This window comes from Providencia vermicola (assembly GCF_010748935.1).
Lineage (GTDB): Bacteria > Pseudomonadota > Gammaproteobacteria > Enterobacterales > Enterobacteriaceae > Providencia > Providencia zhejiangensis.
This window is the reverse complement of record NZ_CP048796.1, coordinates 1,205,091-1,231,472: the sequence shown is the minus strand read 5'-3', so window position 1 is coordinate 1,231,472 and position 26,382 is coordinate 1,205,091. Positions and strand designations below refer to the sequence as shown.

The 26,382-nt window shown below is 40.9% G+C and carries 20 protein-coding genes; 5 read left to right on the top strand and 15 right to left on the bottom strand.

The features are described 5' to 3' along the window. The 8 genes from wzz(fepE) to apt form a co-directional block, all read right to left on the bottom strand. A complete protein-coding gene (wzz(fepE), locus tag G3341_RS05275; RefSeq protein ID WP_154624233.1) occupies positions 1 to 1,128 on the bottom strand; it encodes an LPS O-antigen length regulator Wzz(fepE) in 1,128 nt (375 codons plus the stop codon). A 118-nt stretch (positions 1,129 to 1,246) separates the two neighbouring features. Continuing rightward, entirely contained in the window at positions 1,247 to 2,218 is a 972-nt protein-coding gene (gene hemH / locus G3341_RS05270; protein ID WP_163860838.1) for a ferrochelatase, read from the bottom strand. A 127-nt stretch (positions 2,219 to 2,345) separates the two neighbouring features. After that, complete coding sequence (gene adk, locus G3341_RS05265) at positions 2,346 to 2,990, bottom strand: adenylate kinase (protein ID WP_154623576.1); 645 nt, start codon at positions 2,988 to 2,990, stop codon at positions 2,346 to 2,348. Positions 2,991 to 3,182: 192 nt separating this feature from the next. Beyond that, positions 3,183 to 5,057 carry a molecular chaperone HtpG gene (htpG, locus tag G3341_RS05260; RefSeq protein WP_154623577.1) on the bottom strand — a complete coding sequence of 625 codons (1,875 nt, stop codon included), beginning with the start codon at positions 5,055 to 5,057 and terminating at the stop codon, positions 3,183 to 3,185. Between the two features lie 293 nt (positions 5,058 to 5,350). Beyond that, complete coding sequence (gene recR, locus G3341_RS05255; RefSeq protein WP_154623578.1) at positions 5,351 to 5,950, bottom strand: recombination mediator RecR; 600 nt, start codon at positions 5,948 to 5,950, stop codon at positions 5,351 to 5,353. Beyond that, positions 5,950 to 6,279: a YbaB/EbfC family nucleoid-associated protein gene (locus tag G3341_RS05250; RefSeq protein ID WP_154623579.1), complete on the bottom strand. Its 330-nt coding sequence runs from the start codon at positions 6,277 to 6,279 to the stop codon at positions 5,950 to 5,952. Before G3341_RS05250 ends, recR begins: the two co-directional genes overlap by 1 nt. Positions 6,280 to 6,328: 49 nt before the next feature. Then, positions 6,329 to 8,266 (bottom strand): DNA polymerase III subunit gamma/tau, encoded by a 1,938-nt coding sequence (gene dnaX / locus G3341_RS05245; RefSeq protein WP_163860837.1) that lies wholly within the window; start codon positions 8,264 to 8,266, stop codon positions 6,329 to 6,331. A 95-nt stretch (positions 8,267 to 8,361) separates the two neighbouring features. Then, positions 8,362 to 8,913: an adenine phosphoribosyltransferase gene (gene apt, locus G3341_RS05240; protein WP_154623581.1), complete on the bottom strand. Its 552-nt coding sequence runs from the start codon at positions 8,911 to 8,913 to the stop codon at positions 8,362 to 8,364. A 145-nt stretch (positions 8,914 to 9,058) separates the two neighbouring features. Here apt and priC point away from each other — a divergent pair, with 145 nt between their 5' ends. Beyond that, positions 9,059 to 9,607, top strand: coding sequence for a primosomal replication protein PriC (gene priC, locus G3341_RS05235; protein WP_154623582.1), 549 nt, complete (start codon positions 9,059 to 9,061; stop codon positions 9,605 to 9,607). A gap of 42 nt (positions 9,608 to 9,649) precedes the next feature. Here priC and G3341_RS05230 read toward each other — a convergent pair whose 3' ends face one another. After that, positions 9,650 to 10,627, bottom strand: a complete 978-nt coding sequence (locus tag G3341_RS05230) for an FUSC family protein (RefSeq protein WP_163860836.1) — start codon at positions 10,625 to 10,627, stop codon at positions 9,650 to 9,652. Positions 10,628 to 11,003: 376 nt separating this feature from the next. On the opposite strand from G3341_RS05230, the gene G3341_RS05225 reads away from it, so the two are divergent. Further along, the gene (locus G3341_RS05225) at positions 11,004 to 11,174 is read left to right on the top strand and encodes a YbaM family protein (RefSeq protein ID WP_154623392.1); all 171 of its coding nucleotides are present in this window, start codon (positions 11,004 to 11,006) and stop codon (positions 11,172 to 11,174) included. Positions 11,175 to 11,180: 6 nt separating this feature from the next. Here the strand turns inward: G3341_RS05225 and mscK are convergent, their stop codons facing one another. From mscK to acrR, 3 genes are all read right to left on the bottom strand, one after another. Continuing rightward, the gene (gene mscK / locus G3341_RS05220; RefSeq protein WP_195848165.1) at positions 11,181 to 14,558 is read right to left on the bottom strand and encodes a mechanosensitive channel MscK; all 3,378 of its coding nucleotides are present in this window, start codon (positions 14,556 to 14,558) and stop codon (positions 11,181 to 11,183) included. An 86-nt stretch (positions 14,559 to 14,644) separates the two neighbouring features. Next, on the bottom strand, positions 14,645 to 14,998 hold the full coding sequence (locus tag G3341_RS05215) for a DsrE/DsrF/TusD sulfur relay family protein (RefSeq protein ID WP_154623394.1): 354 nt from the start codon (positions 14,996 to 14,998) through the stop codon (positions 14,645 to 14,647). 13 nt (positions 14,999 to 15,011) lie between these two features. After that, on the bottom strand, positions 15,012 to 15,662 hold the full coding sequence (gene acrR, locus G3341_RS05210) for a multidrug efflux transporter transcriptional repressor AcrR (protein ID WP_154623395.1): 651 nt from the start codon (positions 15,660 to 15,662) through the stop codon (positions 15,012 to 15,014). A 132-nt stretch (positions 15,663 to 15,794) separates the two neighbouring features. On the opposite strand from acrR, the gene G3341_RS05205 reads away from it, so the two are divergent. The 3 genes from G3341_RS05205 (at position 15,795) to G3341_RS05195 (ending at position 21,358) form a co-directional block, all read left to right on the top strand. Further along, complete coding sequence (locus G3341_RS05205; RefSeq protein ID WP_154623396.1) at positions 15,795 to 16,982, top strand: efflux RND transporter periplasmic adaptor subunit; 1,188 nt, start codon at positions 15,795 to 15,797, stop codon at positions 16,980 to 16,982. Between the two features lie 15 nt (positions 16,983 to 16,997). Further along, the gene (locus tag G3341_RS05200; protein WP_154623397.1) at positions 16,998 to 20,159 is read left to right on the top strand and encodes an efflux RND transporter permease subunit; all 3,162 of its coding nucleotides are present in this window, start codon (positions 16,998 to 17,000) and stop codon (positions 20,157 to 20,159) included. A 263-nt stretch (positions 20,160 to 20,422) separates the two neighbouring features. Continuing rightward, positions 20,423 to 21,358: a filamentous hemagglutinin N-terminal domain-containing protein gene (locus tag G3341_RS05195; RefSeq protein WP_163860835.1), complete on the top strand. Its 936-nt coding sequence runs from the start codon at positions 20,423 to 20,425 to the stop codon at positions 21,356 to 21,358. Positions 21,359 to 21,473: 115 nt separating this feature from the next. On the opposite strand, the gene G3341_RS05190 is transcribed toward G3341_RS05195, so the two are convergent. The 3 genes from G3341_RS05190 to pyrG all read right to left on the bottom strand — a co-directional run bounded on the left by G3341_RS05190 (position 21,474) and on the right by pyrG (position 26,140). Then, positions 21,474 to 22,859, bottom strand: coding sequence for an SLC13 family permease (locus tag G3341_RS05190; protein WP_154623399.1), 1,386 nt, complete (start codon positions 22,857 to 22,859; stop codon positions 21,474 to 21,476). A 279-nt stretch (positions 22,860 to 23,138) separates the two neighbouring features. Further along, positions 23,139 to 24,440, bottom strand: coding sequence for a phosphopyruvate hydratase (gene eno, locus G3341_RS05185; protein WP_163860834.1), 1,302 nt, complete (start codon positions 24,438 to 24,440; stop codon positions 23,139 to 23,141). 62 nt (positions 24,441 to 24,502) lie between these two features. Further along, on the bottom strand, positions 24,503 to 26,140 hold the full coding sequence (gene pyrG / locus G3341_RS05180) for a glutamine hydrolyzing CTP synthase (RefSeq protein WP_154623401.1): 1,638 nt from the start codon (positions 26,138 to 26,140) through the stop codon (positions 24,503 to 24,505). Positions 26,141 to 26,382 lie beyond the last annotated feature (242 nt).

Here is a 26,382-nt window from a genome sequence, read left to right as displayed (position 1 = left end):
TTATGAATGTGACGCCGTCTTCATTGTATAATCGCGGTATAGCTCGCGAGTTAATACGTATGCGCTGCTCAAGATCAGGCCGAGGATAGCACTCAATGCGATGATGAGTGTCGATTTTGGCGAATCTTTCTTAGCGGGTAAATCAGGTGCAAGAATGAATTTAGCAGGTAAAAAGTCGATAGTATCAATCTTTAATTCTGACAAGCTATTGATGTAGTGTTGACGAATTTGTAAATCTTCACTCAACATTGCAATATCACGGTTCTGCAACTCTATCGCTAATTTTTTCTCTAGCGCTTCAGTTCCTAACGCAATAGGATAATCAGGATCATCACTAATGATGGCAGAATCCGTCACTATCGGCTTACGAACGCCCGCCGCTTTTGCGATATCAATGGCACGTTTTAATCTTTCCACCTTAACATCGTATTCTGTCCGAATTTTTGTCACCTCTTGTTTAAAGGTTTCATTTGCACGGACTAACTGTTGGGCTATCGCATTTTGAATATCTTGCTTAAATTGCTCCCTGACTTTTGTTGCTGTATAGCGAACATAGCCAGCCAACAGATCTTGAGCTTCTGAAGGCGTCGGTGCAATGAAAGTGAGTATAATGTCATTCGATGTACTATTTTTTTCTTTTGACTGGTCTGTAATATGAATACTGTTGGTAATAATGTTATTTACCAGTCGTTGCTCACCATTTTCTTTATCCGCTGGATCAATTTTTTTGGCGAGTTCTTGAAAGTAGTTCGTGCTACGAACATAGGCTTCTTGATTAACTTTTGACCGATACTGCTCAATAAATGCATTAAAAATTTGTTGTGCAGATAAATCAATTTTCACATCAAGAACACTGAGTTGCGCACTGAGTGTATTAATATCTTTAATTTCTTCAGAAGATGGGGGAACAACAACCGCTGTACTGCTCCATTTTTGGGGGAGCAGGGATACCACAAGAGTACTAATAAGCGTAATAGCAACAGTGATAGCGATAATAATAAATTTATTTCTTATTAAAACAGCAAACAAAGCCATCAAATCAACTTCATCGCTTTGCTGTAAGTTAAATTGCGAGATTTGCATCTCACTTGCTGTTTTATCATTCCGTGATTCTCTATCAGTGCTCATAATAAATTCCAGTTAAGTACCAAATTAATAATGCATCAACCCTTTATATCAGTGAGTATAATAGTTTTCTCGATTTATGATATATCGATAAACACCATATTTAATATTAATTTAAACTTTAAATTGTTTTTATTAAACCATTAATCAGGATTTTGAATAAGTTAATACTATCCTCACTGTCATTTAATGCGGGTATATAATGATAGGATTCTCCCCCTTGGCTTTTGAAAAAGTGTTGATTTTGTTCACTAATTTCTTCTAGTGTTTCTAAACAGTCCGCAGAAAATCCGGGACAAATCACTTGAACTGATTTTACGCCTTGTGAGGGTAATTGATTCATTGTCTCATCGGTATAGGGCGTTAACCAAGGCTCACGACCAAAACGAGATTGATAAGTCATCAATACACGTTCCGCTGGAAAATTCAACGCCTCTTTAACTAAACGAGTTGTTGCTTCACACTCTTGTGGATAAATATCGCCAGTATCCGCATAACGTTTAGGAATACCATGGAACGACAAAATCAGTCGGTCAGGTTCACCATGCTGAGCAAAGCTTTGCTCAATTGAGTTGACTAGGCCCTGAATATAGGCAGGATGCGTCGCATAACTACGGATAAAATGTAACGACGGAATTGTACGCATTTGCTTGAGAATCGCGGAAATACCATCATAGACAGCCGCTGTCGTCGAACAGGAGTACTGAGGATATAAAGGAAGTACGATTAATTCGGTCACACCTTGGCACATCAAGGAGTCAATTGCACTTTTCAGTGACGGTGAGCCATAACTCATCCCAACTTCTATTGGTATATTAGGAAAACATTCAGCTAACTTAGCTTTCTGCTTTAACGTATAAGCGAGTAAAGGTGAACCATCTTCGGTCCAAATTGATTGATAGAGTTTCGCAACCTTAGGCGAACGAAATGGCAATACAATGCCATATAAAATAGGTTTCCAAATCGCACGAGAGACATCAATAACACGGACATCACTCAAAAATTCTGCAAGATAACGTTTAACTGCCGGAGTCGTTGGGGCATCAGGCGTCCCTAGATTAACCAATAAAATACCGAATTTATTCTCTGACACAATGATACTCCTTAAATGATAATTATTCCCAACTTTATATCATAAAATGCAGTCTTTATTTATCTTCTTATGCGACAAAAGCAAAGGCAGCGATTATCGCTGCCTTTGTTGATAGCTATCATCTTTATTAGCCGAGGATTTTTGCTAATTCTTCACTCACTTCAGAAACTTTGCGAGTTCCATCAATTTTGAAATACTGAGTGTTACCCGCAGCCGCTTCTTTTTGATAATAAGCGACCAAAGGTGCGGTTAAATCATGATATTCAACCAAACGCTTACGAACGGTATCTTCTTGGTCATCTTTACGAATAGTGAGCTCTTCACCTGTGACATCATCTTTATTTTCAACTTTAGGTGGGTTGAATGTCACATGATAAACACGACCTGAAGGTGCATGCACACGGCGACCAATAATACGCTCAACAATGATTTCATCAGGTACATCGAATTCTAATACGAAATCAACATCAATACCGGCTTCCTTCATTGCATCAGCTTGAGGAATGGTGCGCGGGAACCCATCCAACAAGAAGCCATTGCGGCAGTCATCTTGTTTGATGCGCTCTTTAACTAATGCAATCACTAATTCATCAGTCACTAACTTACCATTATCCATTAGCTCTTTTGCTTTTAAACCTAGCTCACTACCTGCTTTAACTGCTGCACGTAACATGTCGCCAGTTGAAATTTGTGGAATACCAAATTTCTCCATAATAAATTGAGCTTGAGTGCCCTTACCGGCGCCTGGAGCACCGAGCAGAATGATACGCATTGCGTAAACCCCTTGCTATTTAGTTTTTTATAATTTGAAAAGAAAACAAGATACCATACCATTAGGATGGCGCTTTACTCAAGAAGACACGTAAACGTTTTCGCATTTTACTTCTTTCGTAAAAGAAAAAAACCACGCTAAAGCGCTGGCTAAAACGTGGTTTTTGCTCAAAAACGAAAATCAATTAGCGAATTATTTCATTAATAATTCGTTGATTTTACGAATGAATAAATTTGGATCTTCTAATGTACCGCGCTCAGCTAATAAAGCTTGGTCTAACAAAACATTAACCCAATCAGCAAACAGTGCATCATCCGTCACTTCTGACGCTTTCTTAACCAGTGGATGTGATGGATTAAGCTCAAAGTTATATTTCACTTCAGGAGCCGCTTGACCTGCCGCAGCGAATAACTTCGCCATTTGTGTGCTCATCTCATCGGCATCGGTGGTGACAATCGCAGGTGTATCCGTCAAACGGTGAGTCAATTTGACCTCTTTAACGCGATCTGCCAACAATGTTTTCACACGCTCAACAAAAGGTTCTAATTGCTTATCGGCTTCTTCTTGCTCTGCTTTATCTTCATCTGCGAGTTTATCCAGCGACTCATCGGCTTTGCTAACCGATTGGAAAGGCTTACCATCAAACTCGGATAAATAGTTCATCATCCATTCATCAATGCGATCAGAAAGCAGTAGTACCTCAATACCTTTCTTACGGAACAGCTCTAAATGAGGGCTGCTCTTAGCCGCAGCATAGCTATCCGCCGTGATGTAATAGATTTTCTCCTGCCCTTCAACCATACGGCTAATATAGTCTTCTAAAGAGACATTCTGCACGTTGCTATCATTATGTGTTGATGCAAAACGTAGCAGTTTCGCAATAGCTTCACTATTGCTCATATCTTCCGCAGGTCCTTCTTTCATCACTAGACCAAATTGCTGCCAGAAAGACTGATATTTTTCCGCATCATTCTTCGCCAGTTTATCTAGCATTTGCAGGACACGCTTGGTTAATGCGCCACGCAAGCTACGAGTTAATGCGCTATCTTGCAGTATTTCGCGAGATACGTTGAGGGGTAAATCGTTTGAATCCAATACCCCACGCACAAAGCGCAAATAATTTGGCATAAACTGCTCAGCGTCATCCATAATAAACACACGCTGAACATACAGTTTTAATCCATGGCGCTGCTCACGATTCCAGAGATCAAACGGCGCCTGTGAAGGTATATACAATAAGCTAGTGTACTCCTGCTTACCTTCAACACGATTATGAGACCAAGTTAATGGATCCGCATAATCATGGGAGATGTGTTTGTAAAACTCGATATACTCTTCATCAGAAATTTCAGACTTATTACGCGTCCATAGCGCTTTAGCTTGGTTGATTTTCTCCCAAGTTATTGTGCCATCTTCTTCATTTTTAACTTCAATTTCTACAGGTAGTGCAATATGGTCTGAATATTTGCTGATAACTGAACGCAAACGCCAGTTATCTAAAAACTCTTTTTCATCTTCACGCAAATGTAACGTGATTTCAGTGCCACGATCCGCTTTTTCAATGTCGGCAATAGTGTATTCACCTTCACCAGCAGATTCCCAAAATACGCCTTGGTCTGCCGATGCACCAGCAGCACGGCTACGAACAGTCACTTTATCAGCAACGATAAAAGCAGAATAGAAACCAACACCAAACTGACCAATCATTTGACTATCTTTTGCTTGGTCACCACCCAGAGATTCTAAAAAGGCTTTAGTGCCTGATTTAGCGATCGTTCCTAAGTTATCAATAACTTCATCACGGCTCATACCAATACCGTTATCGCTAATTGTGAGTGTCCCATCTTCTTTATTTGCGCTAATGCGAACACGCAGTTCCCCATCATTTTCATACAATTCAGGTTTTGAAAGTGCACGAAAACGCAGTTTATCTGCCGCATCGGATGCGTTTGAAATAAGTTCACGCAAAAAGATTTCTTTGTTTGAGTAAAGAGAGTGGATCATCAACTGGAGCAGTTGTTTGACTTCAGATTGGAACCCGCGAGTTTCTTGTCCTTTCATACTCATTAATGCCTCTATATCATCAATCTAATGGGATAGTTTTGACTTATCGATGAGATTGAATTGGGGGCAAAAAACAGAAATTCAAGCGCATGAAAGAAAAAATGTCTCCGCGAAGACTCAGCGACGATAAGTCACTCAAGGGGATAACTAAGTGATACTAAAGAATAAAAAAGCGAAGAGATTCGAATTATGTGAAAGGACTGCGACAAAAACAATAAGCGATGCTTCTGGTAAGACATTGCGGTGATTAAAGCTACAGCCAGTCAACCGCCCGTAGCTTAAGATGTTACCTGTTACTAGAGGCGCTGCCTACCCGCTAATGAGTGAGATAACGTGGTACCATCGACCATTTCCAGCTCACCACCAACAGGTACGCCATGTGCGATTCGGCTTGCAGTAATGCCATATTGAGCACACATCTGCGCAATATAGTTTGCTGTTGCCTCACCTTCTACCGTTGGGTTAGTCGCAAGTATCACTTCAGTAATGGTTTCAGAAGATAACCGCTCTTCTAATCTATCCAGTCCGATATCCATCGGGCCAATACCATCAATCGGTGATAAGTGCCCCATCAGCACAAAATAACGCCCTGAAAATTGACCCGTTTGTTCCACAGCATAAATATCCGCAGGGCTTTCAACCACACAAATCAAACCGTTCTGTTGACGACGCGGATTTTCACAGATATTACACACATCCTGTTCGGTAAAAGTACGACAATCACGGCAGTGACCGATTTCTGACATTGCTCGAGTCAGTGACTGCGCAAGGCGCATGCCACCACTACGATCACGCTGAAGCAGATGAAAAGCCATACGTTGCGCTGACTTTGGCCCAACACCAGGGAGACAGCGCAAAGCTTCCATCAATGACTCTAGAAGCGGACTCGTTTGCATTAGAATGGCATCTTAAAGCCTGGTGGCAGTTGCATGCCACTTGAAACACTTGCCATTTTTTCTTTCTGCGTTTCTTCAATACGGCGAGCTGCATCATTAAATGCTGCGGCAATCAAATCTTCCAGCATATCTTTATCATCTTCAAGAAGACTTGGATCTATCTCAACACGGCGGCAGTTATGTGAGCCGTTGATGGTAACTTTGACTAGACCAGCGCCAGATTCGCCTGTTGCTTCTAGATTGGCGATTTCTTCCTGAACTTTTTGCATTTTTTCTTGCATTTGTTGGGCTTGCTTCATTAGATTGCCCAAACCACCTTTACCAAACATAGTTATCTCTCACTACTGAGGCCACAGCTTGCTCATAGAGACTGTAGCGTTAAACGGGGCGAATACTTTCTTCATCTAACTGCGCATCAAACATCGAGCGTAGTTTTTGAATCGTTTTATCCGCAATAATTGACTGACGCGCTTGCGCCAGCTTTTCTTCATAAATCGCCTGTCGCCATTCAAGCGGCGTTTTCACTTCGGTATTATCATCTTGAACGATGTTTAGTTCAACAGGATGACCGCAGTGTTCACTCAAGGCACTTTGTAATGCGTCATGTGCCGACGGCTTATTAAGATGACGCTGCGCGGGTCGCAAATGAAGAACGATTTGTGACTCACTGATTCTTTCTATATATGAATTCAAAGCTAATTGTTCAACTAGCTTAGGGATATTTAATTGCGCTATTTCTGCTGACCAGCTATCCCGCTCTCGACCTTCTTCAATAATCTTAGCCGCTAATTCAGGCGTTTTTTCATACTCTAACGCCTCTTTTATTTCAGTCGGTGTGGTAATCGTTTCTTTAGCTTGAGGTTCTTCAAACTGAGGCCGCCACTGATAATGCTTTGGTTTTGTCGATTTTTTAGCGTCAACAGTTTGGTTAACACCCTTTTTTTGATGCTGGCTAGTGACCGCGGCCAGCCTCTCAAGTGCTGACATCGCCGGCTTAGCCTTTTCAGGCGCGGCCGGTTTATTCTTTTTTCCGTCAGATACCTCATCTTGTGAGGACTGTAGCGCTTCCTTAGCCTTTAATAATTGAAAGGTAGGACTATTTTCTGCTATCGGCGCATTTGCCGATAACGATGATGAAGCCGGTGTTGGTTTCGATGCAACTGAGCGAGTCGGCATCACAGAAGCAGGCTGTACGGCCACCGTTTGTGCTACGGGTTCTTCAATAATGCTTTTGGGGTGAAACGCCAAAGCACGTAACAAAGCCATTTCAATGCCCATACGGCGTTCTGGTGCGTAAGGGAGGTCTCGACGACCAATCAGTAATGTTTGATAAAATAATTGCAAATCTGCTGGAGAAATTATTCGCGCTATTTGTCTGAGACGCCCTTCCGTCGATGAAGGATCCGTTTCTTTTCCTGCGGGTAATAGCTGGATCATGGCAACGCGATGCAACAATGACAATATTTCTACCAGAAGATTTTCCCAATCAGCGCCACGGGTTGCTGCATGCTCGACTTCTTCCATGACAGCAATACCATCAGCACGCACCAAAGCTTCAATGATCGCAAGCGGCTGCTCATCATCAAGCGTACCTAACATCTGACTGACAATATCTGCTGTAACCTGACCTTGCCCCATCGCTATCGCTTGATCTGTCAAACTCAACGCATCACGTAAACTACCATCAGCTGCGCGAGAAATGAGCTGGCGCGCGCGCGAATCATGTTCAATGCCTTCTGCATTTAAAATATGTTCAAGCTGCTCATTAATTTGAGTGACATCTAACGCTTTTAAATGAAACTGCAAACAACGCGACAAAATCGTCACCGGTAATTTTTGTGGATCGGTTGTTGCCAGTAAAAATTTAACGTGCTCAGGCGGCTCTTCTAGCGTTTTTAATAACGCATTAAAGCTATGGCGCGATAGCATATGCACTTCATCAATAAGATAGACTTTAAAACGCCCGCGAGCCGGCGCATACTGCACGTTGTCTAATAATTCTCGCGTATCTTCAACTTTTGTTCTCGATGCCGCATCGATTTCGATCAAATCGACGAAACGCCCCTGCTCGATCTCTTGGCAATTGGTACATTTTCCACAAGGTGTTGCTGTGATCCCCGTTTCACAATTAAGACCTTTGGCAAACAAACGGGCAATTGTCGTTTTACCGACACCACGAGTGCCAGAAAAAAGATAGGCGTGATGAAGCCTCTGGTGTTCCAGACCATTTGCTAATGCGGTCAATACATGCTGTTGACCGACAACATCTGAAAATTTTTGGGGGCGCCACTTACGGGCAAGTACCTGATAGCTCATGAATTATGCAGTTTCTTAACACGGTGATAGCACCATGCTACCACAGCCTCGCCCCTTACGGCGAGACTGTGATAAAAATAGTGAGGAAAATAGGATTAGTGGCCTGGGAACTCAACTAAACTAAATGAGTTAACGCCCTCAGCAGCAAGGCGCTCTACGCCGCCTAAATCCGGTAGGCTGATAATAAAAGCGGCATCGACAATGTTCGCGCCTAGTTGCTTGATCATTCTTACTGTTGCTTCAACAGTACCGCCTGTTGCAAGTAGATCATCGATGACTAATACATTATCTTCAGGCTGAATACTGTCACGATGGATCTCCAGCGTGTCAGTGCCATATTCTAAATCATAGGTCATACTTAATACTTCGCGAGGTAGTTTCCCTTTTTTACGTACAGGAACAAAACCAACGCCTAAGCGCAACGCGACTGGTGCACCAAACAGAAAACCGCGCGCTTCAGTACCTACAATTTTGGTGACATCTTTATCTTTATAATGCTCAACCAACAAATCGATGGTAGCTTGATAAGCTGCCGGGTTATTTAACAGTGTGGTAATATCGCGGAATAATACCCCTTCTTTTGGGTAATCAGGGATAGTTGCAATACTTTCTTTAATCAATTGCAGTTGTTGCTCTCTAGCAGTCATAATAAAGTGCCAATCAATAGTAAACACGAAAAGGTAGAATCTATTTAAAGTACCATAAAAATGCAATAAGGAGCCGCTTATTTGCGACAAGTTTTATTGCTACATATCAATTTTCCATGATTTTTCACTAGTAACGAGAAGAAAAATGAAAATACAGGCTCTTTTAGATGCGCTAAAAACGCAAATTGACGCATTGCAAACCCGCATAGCACCTATCGCTGATCAGGAATTTTCACATTCCCGCTTTGATTCGCAACTGTTTAGCACTAAATCAACGCATCTAGGGGATTGCCAAAAAGAGTTAAATAAACTGTACCAACAACTTTCCCACAGTGTGTCACTTGGTCATATTGAACAAGTTAACTTTCTGACAGAGAAAATAACGCATCAAATCCAAGCGCTTTCCCGAGAACTGTCTACTCAAGCATTACGCCAAAAAGAGACCTCTTTTCAAGAAAAGAAAGAACACGTCGATCTGTATGAACGGTTGGCACAGCATCAAGATTATGAACGCCGATTACTCGCCATGGTCAGTGAACGTGAATTGCAACTCAATGGCCTGACCGATCACGTAAAACGTCACCAATGCCAAAAAGATATTGCAGCATTAGCGGGAAGGCTATACCGTTGCCGGCAAGCATTGATACGTATCGAAAAAGCCATAGAACATCAAGAAAACCAATTTTTGGACTAAATTATTAATGGGTGTAGCCTCAGCTCCCATTGTAAGGCGACCTCAATAAATTGATTTATTCTTCATGATTAATTTTATGCAGTAACTGCATACTACCGCAAATAAGCCACCAATGAATGTTTCCATGATCCTTTCTGACAATAAATGATAATCAACATTATTCAGATAAATTGACATTTCAATTAATGACAAGACTAACCCAGTCAAACAAATTGTCCCGAATACATTATTTTTCTTTGTATTACTGATAGGGATTAAAAATGAAAACAAGAGAATTAATGTAAAACCTATGTATGGCATTAAGATAGATGAGTTAAATGCCAAATAAAGTATCAAAACAACAATCAGTGTTCCAATGACCCTATCACGCGTTAATTTAACGATATTTGTTAATTTAGGATTTAAGACAAAGATAAAGGTTAATGGCGCCCAAAAAAAATGGTCTATATTGATGGCTCTTGATGATAAAACACAAAAAATTAAGCCCGTCGAGTAGATCAATGATTGTCCCACTAAGGGAACAGTGACTCTATCTCTTTTTAAAAAGATATACTTCTTTATCTGGTGAATCGTAATTGTTTTCCGTTTGCTCACAGCGTAACAGAACGCAAGTGTCACCACCGTTCCTATCAGTAAACCTATCACCAAGCCGTTGAAGCTCGACTTATTTAAGGTTGCCCCTATGATAAAGAAAATCATAAAGTACTTAAACGACATCTCTAAAGAGGAATCAACATTATAAAGTTGATAATAGAAAAAAGGTGATAGAAATAATACGATAAAGAACAAGTAACTAAAGCCTAAAGAATAACCAAGAGCCGTCCCTACAAACACAAATAATGAACATAATAATGAATAAATAATATTTTTATAGCGATTCGCTTTATTAAATATCGTATAACCATGAAGCGCTGACAGTGAACTCCATAAAGTTGCATCAATACCTGCAATATAATAAGTGATAATAAAGCTTAGCACGATACAAAATGTTAAATAGAGGCTTTCCGATAATTTCGTCACAAAATCACCCAGTTATACCATTACCAATAGGTAATAATACTAACATGCACGTAATACCATAACAATCAATAAACTACTTCAATATCATTGATATAAATGATATTACTCAGCTACTCTATTTTCACAAATCGATTAATGACGGGTTATTTTATTATTTACTACACATATTAGAATTATAAAAACTATTGTAGATTTTAACTCTCCCCTTCACGATAAAATGTCAAAGGCACGTTAATTTCTCGTCGCTATTCTTATTATTTTTTTATCATTGCGTAATATCAACTTGCTCCTATTTCGATTAAAAACTAATATCTATCAATGTCGCTACTAAAAAAATGCGTACGATAACTCGCTAAGTCGATACTAAGGAGCCAGAATGGATTCTCTAAAAAATGCCCCCAAAGAAACTCAGCTTGCCGTTGATCTTATCTATTTACTTGAAACTTCAGACGTTGAAACTGACGTGGTACTTAAAGCGCTTGAAATTGTAAAAAATGACTATCTCACTAAACAGGCTGCCGAAGCAACCTGCTCATCGAGCAATTAAGTCATATTAATTACCATCATCTTTTTTTACGTTAGGGTCACGTTTTATTTCTTGAATTTCGTCACCTCGCTCGTTATGAAGGTGAACCTCTAACTGGTTAAATGCAATATTAATGTCATTTTCACGACACAACTTATCTATTGCACGATGCACCTCATCACTCGTCGTTCCTCTATCGCCTATTTGGCGAACATAAAAACGCAATTCATGGTCAAGGGTGCTCGCACCAAACCCAGTGAAATACACCGCAGGTGCAGGGTCTGTCATCACCTTACTATTTGAGGTCGCAGCACTTAACAGCACTTGCTTCACTTTATCAAGATCAGAACCGTAAGCCACACCTAATGCTACTGTAATCCTCGTCACTGTATCCGAAAGTGACCAGTTAATGAGACGTTCAGTCACAAACGCTTTATTCGGGATGATCACTTCTTTGCGATCAAAATCAATGATAGTGGTTGCACGAATACGAATTTTACTTACCGTTCCCGAATAACTGCCAATCGTTACGGTATCACCGATACGAATCGGCCTTTCGAATAACAAGATAATCCCCGAAACAAAGTTCGCAAAAATTTCTTGTAAGCCAAACCCCAAACCAACTGTTAATGCCGCGGCTAACCACTGAAGCTTACTCCATGTAATACCGAGCATCCCCAATGACGTTATCGCACCAATACCGACAATAATGTAAGTTAAAATCGTGGTGATGGCATAAGTCGAACCTTGTCGTAATTTTAAGCGTGACAGAACTAAAACCTCTAATAAGCCCGGTAAGTTACGTGTCATAATCCATGCTACAACGATAATCACCATCGCCAAGATTAAATTGGCTAGCGTGACTGATTGTAAAGTATTGCTACCTTCAGCGGTTGTTGCGGTGTAATGCCATAAATCAACACTGTCTAAAAATGAAAATATCGTAATAAAATCAGACCAGATTGCATAAAAAGCTAAAGCAAAAATGATAAATAATACCATCGTGGTTAAACGCAATGACTGTTGACTGATTAATTCAATCGTCATTGGCGGTTCTTTGATGGGTTCGTTTTCACTCTCTTCTTGATGCTGGGCCTTACGACGTTCGATAGCACGTTGATAAGCCAGTTTACGAGCCACTAGAGTCAGGCTGCGCAAACACGCATTATAGGTAATATACCAAAGCAGTAATAAATACAGGCTATCTAACCAACGATTAGCCAGACGTAATGTGGTGTAGTAATACCCCGCCATCATTAAACCAATTAAGATTAGAGGAGAAAACGTGAGCAATGTTACCACGACAGAACGAGTTAAATGGCTGCCTTTTTCTTGCCAGATATGTTTGCAAAATGGCAATGTAAATATAAATAACATCAGTAGTGACAGTAAAACAATTAACTGCCCAATCACATCTTCAGAAACTTTTAGAGGATTAATCACGCCATAAGTTGAAAAATAAATTAATGGTAACAATGGCAGTGATAAACGCGCGACTCGGCGACGAGTTTGTGCGGCAAGTTTTGGCTCAATACTAAAATGCTTTTCTGCTATCCCTCTTGGCTTTAATACCCTTAACGTTAATTCAAAAAGCACCCAAAAAATGGCTAATTGCTGGCAAAGCGCCCACACAAATTCACCTTGAGCATTGCCTGTTTTTAAAAACCAATAGCCAATAGCCAGTAATACCAAAGCCGTCGGTAATGTTTGCAACAGCGTAAGTAATAGCGCAAATGGCGTATTTAATAAACTATCTTGTCTTAAACTGGAAAGGCTTTGAGTGATTTGCTGTAAACGTTCAGCGATTTTTCGGTATAACCAAATAAACACTAATGCCAATACCAATAATGGGATTACCACGAATAATGAATTGGTGATCCCCTTTTTAATATTGCCCTTTGATAAGCTAAAATCAAAACTATTGATTTGTTGTGTTGCCGCCTCTGGAAACGTTTTAACCCAAGTAAGGTCGATCGGCTTATTACTGTTTACCCAAAAGATTTGTTGTGCGAGAGTGTGTTCTAGCGAACTAATCACACTCAATAATTGATTTTGATCGAGTTGTAAATTAATCGCTTGAGAAATTTGATTACCTAATTGTAGATTAAGCTCATCTAATAGCTCACGCCTTACATCCAATAATTTAGTTAACGCTTGTTTATCTTCATCCGACAACAAATAACGACTGTCTTGTTCCCCACCTGACTTTTCCGCTAATTGTTTCTCCAGATTCAAGATGTAATTATTCATTTGATATAACGCATCACGCTGCTGATTAACATCAAACTGTTCAAGGCGTAGATCCGCAATGGTATTAGGCAAATTTTTAGTTAAAATATCATCTGGTAAATCAATTTGTTGTTGAAACAGAATACGTGATAACAATAAGCTACCCCGTAATACATTGATTTGTTCTTTCAAGTTACGTTCAGACTGCGTTGCTCGTTCAAGCCAAGTTTTCACACGGATACTATTTTGTACCATGAGATTATTACTCTGAGTCACTTCGATCAAACGTTCGCTAAGCGCATTATTAATCGCTAATTCTTTTTGAATGATAGGATTTTGCTTTAACTGTAGTTCATTATCCGTGGAGGTTTGTGCCTCACGCGCTGTAGCTTCAGAATCATTAAGCCGTTTACTGCTTATATAGGATTGTAGTAATTGAATACGGTTTTCAAGCTGTTCAATATAATAAATCGTGTAGTCACGTTGTTTTTGTAATACATCTTGCAACTGGGTGTTGCCCTGTAACACACGTTTTTGATAATCATTTTGTTGCTGTAAATAGTTCTGTTCTATTTGCAGTAATTCAATTTGTGTATCTCGTAGTTTTGTCGATTCATTAAAAACACTATTAAGCTCATTACGTATTTCTTGTAATCGCCGAGCATTCTCCAGCATCACCGCTTGCGCTCTTTCTGGCTGAGTTTGCAAAGTAATTAAATAGCTATTGTAATTGGCAAGGTCATTCTGCTCAGCTTGTAATTGTTCTAATGCATGACTGAGCATAGCTTCTAACTGTTTTTGTGACGCATTCTTGATGCTATTGGTAAAATTCCGTGTTTCTTCTTCACTGTTATTTTTAAGTTGTTGTAATGCATTCACCGCATGTTTAGCATCATCACTCGCCCTATCGAGACTTTTTTGCAGTTCATCCGACTTACTATCCAGTTTACTTAGCTCATCATAAAAAATAAGCGACTTTTCAATATCAGCAATAGACAGCTTATCTTCAGCACTTTGGTTACTTTTTTTACTCAATACATTCAGTTTATTTTGAATGTCATTTTTGCTTGGAAGAGAATTACTTATTGCAGCATTAGCATAGCAAGAAAAGAAGAAAGCAAAGAGTACAAAGATAACCCTGAATTGCCAGTCTCTTAGATTTTTCAGTGTCCGCATGGATGAACCCATAAGAGGTTTTTTGATTCTGTTTAGATAAAATAAAGCGCGCTGCTAGTAAAGACTAACAGCACATTGAGTCCTAATTAAAACGTTAGAACTTTTTCTGCTTCTAATGTCCAAGCAGCGAGCTCAACTAATGTACCAATCTCGACACCATCTGCTAGGGCTAATTCACTAACGCCACGTGCATCGGTACAGGTTTTGCATAATTTCACTGGCACCTGCTGTGCAGTCAAAATTTCTAACATTTGCTGAATATTATAACCTTCTTTTGGCTTTTGCGCTTTAATTCCCGCCGTAACGGCATCCGACATTAAAAATAACTTCAGTTCGGTTTGCGGATGTTGTTCTTTTAGTGTGATTGCTAACCGTAATGAGTTAAATAACGTTTCGTTACCGTAAGGAGCACCATTAGCAATTATTAAAATTGATGACATAACCTCTCTCCAATTATTCTGGCTGTTCTGTCTTTAGCCGTAAAGATGGACTGTATTTCAATGCGTCTAACATGGTTTCTACCAGCATTTCAGTACGTTTTTGTATATTAAAACTATCAGGCTGTAATAACCAGTTCTCCAATAGCCCCGCCATCATCGCTCGTACCATAATAGCACCACATTCTAAATCAAGGTTCGCAGGTAATTGTCCTAGTTCAACACAACTACGCAAATGTTCAATAATACGATAATGGCTCGCCATATAGTTTTCTCTTTTTAAATCCACAATAACAGCCATTTCACCTACCAATTCACACTTATGGAAAAGAATATCCATTAAAGCGCGATTTTTAGGGCTTTCTATAAAATCTGTCAAAATATAAACTAAAATTTCTTTTAGAATTGCTAGTGGATCATTACTATACTTCTGACGATAATAGTTTTCGGCCTGTAATATCTGGCTATCACTAAATTCACAAGCTTGGTGGAATAAATCGACCTTATTTTTGAAGTGCCAGTATATCGCACCGCGGGTTACACCAGCGGCCTTTGCAATATCGGCTAACGATGTCGCCGAAACACCTCGTTCAGAGAAGGTTTTGATGGCAGCATCTAAAATTTCCTGACGGGTTTCTTCGGCCTGTTGTTTAGTTTTTCGTGCCATTGTAACTCGTTTATATACAAAGCTGATTTACATACATTCGTGTATGTTTGTACTATAGCATAGTGATAAATCTTATTGTTTACCATTTTCTTGTATTGTTTTTTACTCATGTTGATTAATTGAGGTTAACTTATGCGAAAAAACAGAGGGGTGTTACCTCTGGCTCTGTTGGTTCTTTCAGGTGGCTTAGCTTTATCAGGTTGTAACGATGAACAGAAAGGTGGCGGTGAACGCCCGGCGCCTGAAGTAGGAATTGTTACGCTTAAAGCCGAACCTCTGACTATCAAGACTGAATTACCAGGTCGTACGTCTGCATATCGTATTGCAGAAGTTCGCCCACAGGTAAGTGGCATTATACTCAAACGTAACTACAAAGAAGGTAGCGATGTTGAGGCCGGAACGTCTTTATATCAGATAGATCCAGCGCCTTTCCAAGCCACTTTTGATAGTGCTAAAGCGGAACTTGCTAAAGCGCAAGCTAACGCAAACTTAGCGGGTTTGACTGTAAAACGCTACAAACCACTTCTAGGCACTAATTATATTAGTAAGCAAGAATACGATCAGGCCACCTCAACTTATGCTCAAGCTTTAGCAGCCGTTAAGGCAGCAGAAGCAGCCGTTGAGACTGCGCGTATTAACCTAAACTATACCAAAGTTACTGCGCCTATCAGCGGTCGTACTGGCAAATCTAATGTCACAGAAGGTGCATTAGTTGCTTCAGGACAAGCGACTGAGTTGATGCGAGTTCAACAGCTAGACCCTATCTATGTTGACGTTACGCAATCCAGTGAGGATTTCTTACGCCTACGTAATGAGATAGAAAAAGGTGCTCTCCAAAAAGAACCGGGCAAAGCCCCTGTTAGCTTAGTCATTAATAATGGCCAAGAGTATGCCCAAAAAGGAGCTCTGGAATTTTCTGATGTCACCGTGGATGAGACAACAGGTTCAATCACGATGAGAGCAGTATTCCCGAACCCAAATAAAGAGCTTATGCCAGGAATGTTTGTGCGCGCTATCTTAGAAGATGGTGTTATGGAAAAAGCGATTCTGGTTCCTCAGCAAGGTTTAGCTCGTACGCCACAAGGTGACGCTCAAGTCATGGTTGTTGGTGCCGAGAATAAAGTTGAAGTCAGAAAAGTTAAAGCAGCACAAGCTGTAGGCAACAAATGGCTGGTGACTGATGGCTTGAAGGATGGCGATCGCGTGATTGTGATTGGCCTACAAAAAATCAAACCCGGTATTGTTGTCGTTCCTAAGGAAGCTAATTTAGAAGCGCAAACCATAGACAATCAGGCTCAACCTGAACAAAAGTCTAAGTAAGGGAGCGGTTGATTAATGCCTAAGTTTTTTATAGATAGACCAATTTTTGCATGGGTAATCGCGATTATTACTATGCTTGCTGGTCTGTTGGCAATTATCAAGTTACCTGTGGCACAGTACCCGACTATTGCACCGCCGTCCGTTTCTATTTCGGCAAACTATCCGGGCGCAGATGCATCGACGGTACAGAACACAGTGACTCAGGTTATCGAACAGAACATGAATGGTATCGATAACTTGGTGTATATGTCATCAACCAGTGATTCATCCGGTTCTGCAAGTATCATGCTGACGTTCGAAGCAGGTACTGATGGTGATATTGCTCAGGTTCAGGTTCAAAACAAACTGCAACTTGCAATGCCATTACTACCACAAGAAGTACAGCAGCAAGGTATCAGCGTTGATAAATCTACCAGTTCATTCTTGATGGTAGCTGGTTTCGTTTCTGCCGATGGCTCTATGGGGCAATATGATATTGCCGACTATGTAGGTTCAAACATTAAGGATCCACTTAGCCGAGTCAATGGTGTTGGGGAAACCCAGTTGTTTGGTACGCAATACGCGATGCGTATCTGGTTAAAACCAGAACAGCTCGTGAAGTACAACATGACAACAAATGATGTTATCAATGCCATTAAAGTGCAAAACAACCAAGTTGCGGCAGGTCAGTTAGGGGGAACACCTCCAGTTGATGGCCAACGCTTGAACGTTTCAATCATCGCGCAAACACGTTTAAACAGTCCTGAAGAGTTTGCCAATATCCTGTTACGTGTTAATCAGGATGGTTCTCAGGTGCGTTTAAAAGATCTTGCAACGGTTGAGTTAGGTGCTGAAAACTACAGTACTATTGCCCGTTTTAATGGTAAACCTGCGGCGGGGATCGGTATTAAACTCGCAACAGGCGCTAACGCACTAGATACTGCTAACAACGTTCGTGCTGCACTGGCGAATATGGAACCGTTCTTCCCTGAAGGACTAGAAATTGTTTATCCATATGATACAACGCCTTTCGTTAAAATTTCGATTAACGAAGTAGTTAAAACGCTAGTCGAAGCGATCATGTTGGTTATCGTGGTTATGTATCTGTTCTTGCAGAATATTCGAGCCACATTAATCCCAACAATTGCTGTACCCGTGGTTTTACTTGGAACGTTTGCTGTTTTGGCAGCTTTCGGTTATTCGATAAACACCTTGACCATGTTTGCGATGGTGCTTGCCATCGGTCTTCTTGTGGATGACGCCATCGTTGTTGTCGAAAACGTTGAGCGTGTTATGCAAGAAGAAGGTCTACCGCCAAAAGAAGCGACTAAAAAGTCCATGGGACAAATTCAAGGCGCGTTGGTCGGTATTGCGATGGTGCTATCAGCGGTATTTATCCCAATGGCTTTCTTTGGAGGGTCAACAGGGGCAATTTACCGTCAGTTCTCAGTAACCATCGTTTCGGCAATGATCCTGTCCGTATTCGTTGCAATGATCCTGACCCCTGCACTTTGTGCCACTATGTTGAAGCCAATTGAGAAAGGCAGTCATGGTAGCCAAAAAGGGTTCTTTGGTTGGTTCAACCGTACATTTGAAAAGCAAGCGCATCACTATACCGATAGTGTTAGCCGCATGCTCAATGGTACGGGCCGTTACCTGATCATCTATCTCATTTTAGTGGCAGGTATGGCATTAATGTTTGTTCGTCTCCCATCTTCATTCTTACCAGAAGAAGACCAGGGGGTATTCTTAGCGATGGTTCAATTACCACCGGGATCAACGCAAGAACAAACACAAGCCGTGTTGGATGAAGTTAACACTTACTTCCACACCAAAGAAGAGCGTAACGTTGAATCTGTATTTACCGTTGGTGGCTTCAGCTTCGCAGGTCAAGGCCAAAACATGGGTCTAGCGTTCGTCGTTCTGAAAAATTGGAGTGAACGTAAAGGCGATGAAAACCATGTTGAAGCCATTGTTCAGCGTGCTAACATAGCGTTATCTCAGAAACAAGAAGCCATGATCTATGCCTTTAACCTACCTGCTATTGTTGAGTTAGGTACTGCAAACGGTTTTGACTTCGAGCTCGTTGACCAAGGTAACTTAGGGCATGATGCCTTAATGGCTGCACGTAACCAATTACTTGGCTTAGCAGCTCAGCACCCTGAGATTTTGCAAGGTGTTCGTCCGAACGGTCAGGATGATACGTCACAGTATCGAATCTACATTGACCAGCAAAAAGCACAGGCTCAAGGTGTTGCTATCGCGGATATCAACGCAACGCTAAGTTCCGTATTTGGTGGTACTTATGTAAACGACTTTATCGACCGCGGTCGTGTTAAGAAAGTTTATGTACAAGGTGATGCAGAAAGCCGTATGTTGCCATCTGACATTAGCGCACTGTATGTTCGTAACGCCCAAGGAAACATGGTACCTTTCTCGGCCTTCTTGGATGAATCCCAAGACCCTTGGAAATATGGTTCGCCACGTTTAGAGCGTTATAACGGTGTACCTTCAATGAATATTCAAGGGCAAGCAGCACCTGGTCAAAGTACCGGTGACGCAATGCTGATGATGGAGAAACTCACCACTGAAAACCTACCAAAAGGTATTGGCTATGAGTGGACGGGGATGTCATATCAGGAACGTTTATCAGGTAACCAAGCACCTGCTTTGTACGCTATCTCACTGATTGTCGTCTTCCTGTGTCTCGCGGCATTGTATGAGAGTTGGTCTGTACCATTCTCAGTCATGTTAGTCGTACCATTGGGTATTATTGGTGCATTACTGTTTACTTCTGTTCGTGGACTGTCTAACGATGTTTACTTCAAGGTCGGTCTGTTAACAACCATTGGGTTATCGGCGAAAAACGCAATCTTGATTGTTGAATTCGCCAAAGACTTGATGGAAAAAGAAGGTAAAGGGTTAGTCGAAGCGACACTTAACGCGGTTAAGATGCGTTTACGTCCAATCCTGATGACATCATTAGCCTTTATGCTTGGGGTTATCCCTCTGGTATTTAGTAATGGTGCAGGTTCTGCGGCACAGAACTCGGTAGGTACTGGTGTACTGGGTGGTATGTTCGCTGCAACCTCATTAGCTATCTTCTTTGTTCCAGTCTTCTTCGTGGTGATCCGTCGCCGCTTTTCGAATAAGTCTGAAGACATCGAACATAGTCATTCACCAGCAAAAACTGAATAACCATTTCAGTTAGAATAAATCGTAAAGGGCCACTGTATATGTGGCCCTTTTTATTATGTATAAACCAAGTGAGTTACGTCTGTAGCGTCAAAAAATGATATAGAAAAACATAGAAAAGCTGAGTTTAATATGATGCTTATTTAAGTGAAGTGATATTTTATTTTTTAACAGAACATTCTATTTTTTAGCCAAACTGAAAGAGTTAAACGGAGCTATACTACCAAACAGTAAAAGGGATCTTTCACTGCAAGGAGCTTCACTCAATGAAATTATTAACCGTCCAAATATCATCATTTGTATTATTGTTTGTCCATACTCACTTATCGGCTTCTACTCTTGATATCAACCAAGCTAAAACGATCAATATTGCCGCCCCGCTTAAAAACCATATTTCATTCAATAGCTTCGAAACACTCTCTTCTAATGAACATGGTTTAGTTTTTAATAATGATATTCAAGATAATCGCACTCTTGATGGTAAGGCCGCTAAAATGATCCTTGCGGAAGTGACAGGAAGTGAAGCGACCAATATCCAAGGCGTTATTGCGATTAAAGGTAAAACGGCCAACCTTGTGATTGCTAATCCTAATGGCATCACTTGGCATAATGGCTCCGCAAGTAATATTTCTAGTCTTTCATTGATAGCAGGTAACTTCGAAAGGCAATTTATTAAAGATAAAACAGACCAAGATAAACTTATCCCTAAACCCCTTGAGGATTATAAGCAATTAAAATTCTCTGTATCTCCAGGTAGCCAAGTCATCATCAGCCAGCAGCAGGCTGTGCCTATACAGTTATCTAAAATTAATGTGTTTGCTGATCGTATCAAACTACAAAATGCAGTCAATATTACCTCAGCAGTTCAAAACTATCTCAGTAGTTCAGGCAATGCTTACTTGTCTATTAGTGAAGGTTTACTCCATTCAGGTGCTAAATACCGTTCAACAACTTTGCATAGTGAGGGAAGTCACTTTGAATTAAGTGAAAATGCCAAACTTATGGGGCGTTCAATTTTGCTCGAAAGTCATCGGTATCAATGTAAAGACAGTTTTATGTGTCCACAAAATAGAATTGATATTAATGGGTTAATTGAAGCGATGAATTTTTCATTACAAGGTGAGAATCAGTTGGCTATCACGGGGCAATTACGTTTAGGTAGTAACCAACAAACCTTAGTCGGACAAAGTGCCAATTTTTAAAAGAATCACTAAAGTCACTATTAAAAGAATAAAATACACGCCTTATTAAACACTAGCGGCCTCACTTGAGGCCGCTAGGGGATAAAAATTTAATCTTGAACTCACTATTGGGTCATTATAACCAGAAGAACCAAGCAAACAGTGAGATCACAATGATACAAGCTACGTTCAATACCGCGCCAACACGGACCATTTCTATCTGTCTAATATAACCAGAACCAAAGACAATAGCGTTCGGAGGTGTTGCAACAGGTAACATAAAGGCACAAGATGCACCAATACCAATGATCATCGTTAATACCATTGGAGGCATGCCTAATGCTTCAGCGACTGTGGCAAAAATCGGAACTAATAGCGCCGCACTCGCCGTATTACTGGTAAATTCTGTTAAAATAATGATGAATGTAGTCACCGCTAAAATAATAACAAACCAGTGGCTTTGACCAAATGTCATTTGCATCCAGTCAGCCATTATCTTACTTGCTCCAGATGAACTTAAAATCGCGCTCAGTGTTAAACCACCACCGAACAGCATCAGTACACCCCACTCAGTATTTTTCTGAATTTGAGCCCAGCTAGCAACACCAGTAATCCCAATTAGAATTGCTGCACTTACAGCAATAATGGTGTCCAAGTCTTTAACACCACCTAACGCATCACTAATAAACGTACTCGTAATCCAGCAAACAACCGCAATTAAGAAAATGATCATGGCAGTGATACGTTTACCATTCCACTTCACATGCTCAAGTTCTAATTCAAAGCGGTGCTTCAGATTTGGTCGTAACATCATAAACATCAGCACAAACATCATAGGCAGTAATACAACCATGATCGGAATGCCGTATTTCATCCATGATAAAAAGTCTAAACCAAGTGCAGATGCTGCGATTGCGTTTGGAGGACTACCAACAATAGTCCCTAACCCACCAATACTGGCACTATAAGCAACGCCGAGTAACACAAACACGAATGTATTACGTTCATGGCGAACATCTAAATTAGAGAGAATACCTAATACAAGTGGTAACATCATCGCCGCAGTCGCAGTGTTACTAATCCACATCGAAAGTAATGCAGTAACACCGAACAATAGCACCACTGCAACAGATAAGCGCCCACGGGCAATCATCAACAAACGGTTAGCAATCAGTCTATCTAGACCTTGAATATGCAAAGCCGTTGCCAAAGCAAAGCCACCGAAGAATAGAAAAATGATTGGGTTAGCGAAGGATTTCAACGCATCCCCAGTGTTCATTAACCCTAGCCCTACCGCTAGAATTGGAATACATAATGCAGTGATAGTCACGTGTATAGCTTCAGTTAACCAAAGCACACCAATAAATACCATCATTGCTAGGCCTGCATTTGCTTTATCATCAAAAGGCAAATACTTTAAAAGTAAAATTAGCAATACGATATCAATAGCTAAAATCACCCAGCCCCTAACATTGGACGGGGTTGGCCCCACAGAAGGTTTTAGGGATTCAGAAGCATCCATGTTAACTCCATTGGCTCATCAGTGCGGTAACACATCAAGCTCTTGTTAATATTTATTTACAGTGGAGGAAATATAGAGTTAATTGAATGGAATGAAAATGTGGATAATCAAAAATTGAGATCTGAAACGCGCAATTTAGCTATTTTTTCATTTGATACATAAAAAATTATCGCTTTTATCGACAGATAAGCGGAATCCCTACAACGATTCAATATATTGAATAAAAAAACGGGAAGCCTGAGCCTCCCGTTTTCTTTAATGACTGAGCCTAATATCTAATTACGCTTGGCCTTTAACTTCTTTTAAACCATTGAATGGCGCACGCTCACCCAGAGCTTCTTCAATACGGATCAGTTGGTTGTATTTAGCAACACGGTCAGAACGGCTCATAGAACCTGTTTTAATTTGACCCGCTGCGGTACCAACTGCTAGGTCAGCAATGGTTGCATCTTCAGTTTCACCTGAGCGGTGAGAGATAACAGCAGTGTAACCCGCATCTTTCGCCATTTTAATTGCAGCCAGAGTTTCAGTCAAAGAACCGATCTGGTTGAATTTAATCAAGATAGAGTTAGCAATGCCTTTCTCGATACCTTCTTTCAGGATCTTGGTATTTGTAACGAACAAATCGTCACCAACCAATTGGATTTTGTCATCAAGTACTTTAGTTTGGTATGCAAAACCATCCCAGTCGGATTCGTTCAACCCATCTTCGATAGAAACGATTGGGTATTCTTTGGTCAGACCTTCTAGGTAATGAGTGAATTCTTGTGAAGTAAAGGTTTTACCTTCACCTTTCAATTCGTAGTTACCTGTTTCTTTGTTGTAGAACTCAGAAGCCGCACAGTCCATAGCCAGAGTAACATCTTTACCTAAAATATAACCAGCTTGTTCAACTGCTTCTTTAATCGCAGCCAAAGCAGCAGCGTTAGATTCTAAGTTTGGTGCATAGCCACCTTCATCACCCACAGCTGTATTCATACCTTTAGACTTCAGTACTTTAGCTAAGTGATGGAAAATTTCAGAACCCATACGAACAGCTTCTTTCAGCGTAGGAGCGCCAACAGGCTGGATCATGAATTCTTGAATATCAACGTTATTATCAGCGTGCTCACCACCATTGATGATGTTCATCATTGGCAGAGGCATTGAATATTGACCGTGAGTACCGTTCAGGTCAGAAATATGCTCGTAAAGAGGCATACCTTTTGCCGCAGCGGCTGCTTTTGCGTTAGCTAAAGACACAGCCAGAATCGCGTTTGCACCAAATTTAGATTTGTTATCAGTGCCATCCAGATCAATCATGATCTTATCGATAGCTGCTTGGTCTTTCGCATTTTGACCGATCAGCGCTTCTGCAATTGGACCATTCACTGCCGCAACTGCTTTCAAAACACCTTTACCCAGAAAACGTGATTTATCACCATCACGCAGCTCCAGTGCTTCACGAGAACCTGTAGATGCACCTGATGGCGCAGCAGCTAAACCAACAAAGCCACCTTCTAAATGAACTTCAGCTTCTACAGTTGGGTTACCACGAGAATCAATGATTTCACGACCGATCACTTTAACGATTTTGGACATTAGGTTTTCCTCAGTACAAGTTAAATTGTGGGAGATAGGCCATTGACCTATCCCGCCATATCTTATTTCAACTCACCTTTCTGGTAGCTACCAGCGGCTTTAACAAAACCTTCAAACAATGGGTGACCATCTCTTGGTGTTGAAGTGAATTCAGGGTGGAACTGGCATGCTACAAACCATGGGTGGTTTGGATTTTCAATAATTTCAACCAGTTTATTATCCACTGAACGACCTGCAACTTTTAAACCAGCATCTTCAATGCGTTTTAGCAGCATATTATTCACTTCATAACGATGACGATGACGTTCAATAATTGTATCTTCGCCATACATGTCACGAACTAAGCTGTCTTTCACTAAGTGGCATGGTTGACCACCTACACGCATCGTGCCACCAAGATCGCTCTCTTCAGAACGCACCTCTAGATTACCATTTTCGTCACGCCATTCAGTAATTAACGCAACAACCGGATATTTACACTCCGCATCAAACTCAGTTGAGTTCGCCCCTTCCATGTTGGCAACATTACGTGCAAACTCAATTAAAGCAACCTGCATTCCCAAACAAATACCTAAATAAGGCACTTTGTTTTCACGTGCATAGCGCGCTGTCATGATTTTACCTTCAATGCCACGTTCACCAAATCCACCAGGAACGAGAATTGCATCTAAGCCTTTTAACAGTTCAACGCCACGTGTTTCTACATCTTGAGAATCAATCAGTTTAATATTGACGGTGAGGCGATTTTTTAAACCACCGTGTTTCAACGCTTCAATCACGGATTTATAAGCGTCGGGTAATTCTACATATTTACCAACCATACCGATGGTAACTTCACCAGTAGGATTAGCTTCTTCATAAATGACTTGTTCCCATTCAGAAAGATTCGCTTCGCGGCAATCCAAGTTGAAACGTCGGCAGATGTACTCATCCAAGCCTTGTGATTTCAACATACCAGGGATTTTATAGATAGAATCAACATCTTTCAGTGAAATAACGGCTTTTTCAGGAACATTACAGAACAAAGCAATTTTCGCACGCTCATTCGCAGGAATAACGCGGTCTGAACGACAAATCAATACGTCAGGCTGAATACCGATAGAGAGCAGCTCTTTTACTGAGTGCTGAGTCGGTTTCGTTTTAACTTCGCCTGCTGCTGCCAGATAGGGCACTAGCGTCAAATGTAGATATAAAGTGCGCTCACGACCAACTTCAGCCGCCATTTGGCGAATCGCTTCTAAGAATGGTAGAGATTCGATATCACCAACCGTTCCGCCGACTTCAACGAGAACAACATCATGACCTTCACCACCACGGATAATGCGGTCTTTGATTTCATTAGTGATATGAGGGATGACTTGGATAGTTGCGCCTAGATAGTCGCCACGACGCTCTTTGCGTAGTACTTCTGAATAAACACGGCCAGTCGTAAAGTTATTACGGCGTGTCATTTTGGTACGGATAAAACGCTCATAATGACCTAAATCCAAGTCAGTTTCAGCGCCGTCTTCTGTTACGAAAACTTCCCCGTGTTGGGTTGGGCTCATTGTACCAGGATCAACGTTGATGTACGGATCCAGTTTCATAATGGTGACATTGAGTCCACGGGCTTCGAGTATAGCCGCCAAAGAGGCTGCGGCAATGCCTTTACCCAGAGAGGATACGACCCCGCCGGTCACAAAAATATAATTAGTTTTCATGCTGAACCTGAAAGTTTAGGTTTAAAAGATGATGGATATAACAGGACGGGAAAACAGTATACCCGAACCTTAATTTCGCTACAAATGTTCTAAGCATAATAAGGTTAACTTTCCTCTATATTCCATTAATATCAGCTAGTTAAAATAAAAAATATTTTCTAGCCCCAAACAAGGTTGATTAACATGCAAACAGCAACAGTGCGAGACTCAAGCTGTTTAACCTATTAAGTGACTTTGCTTAG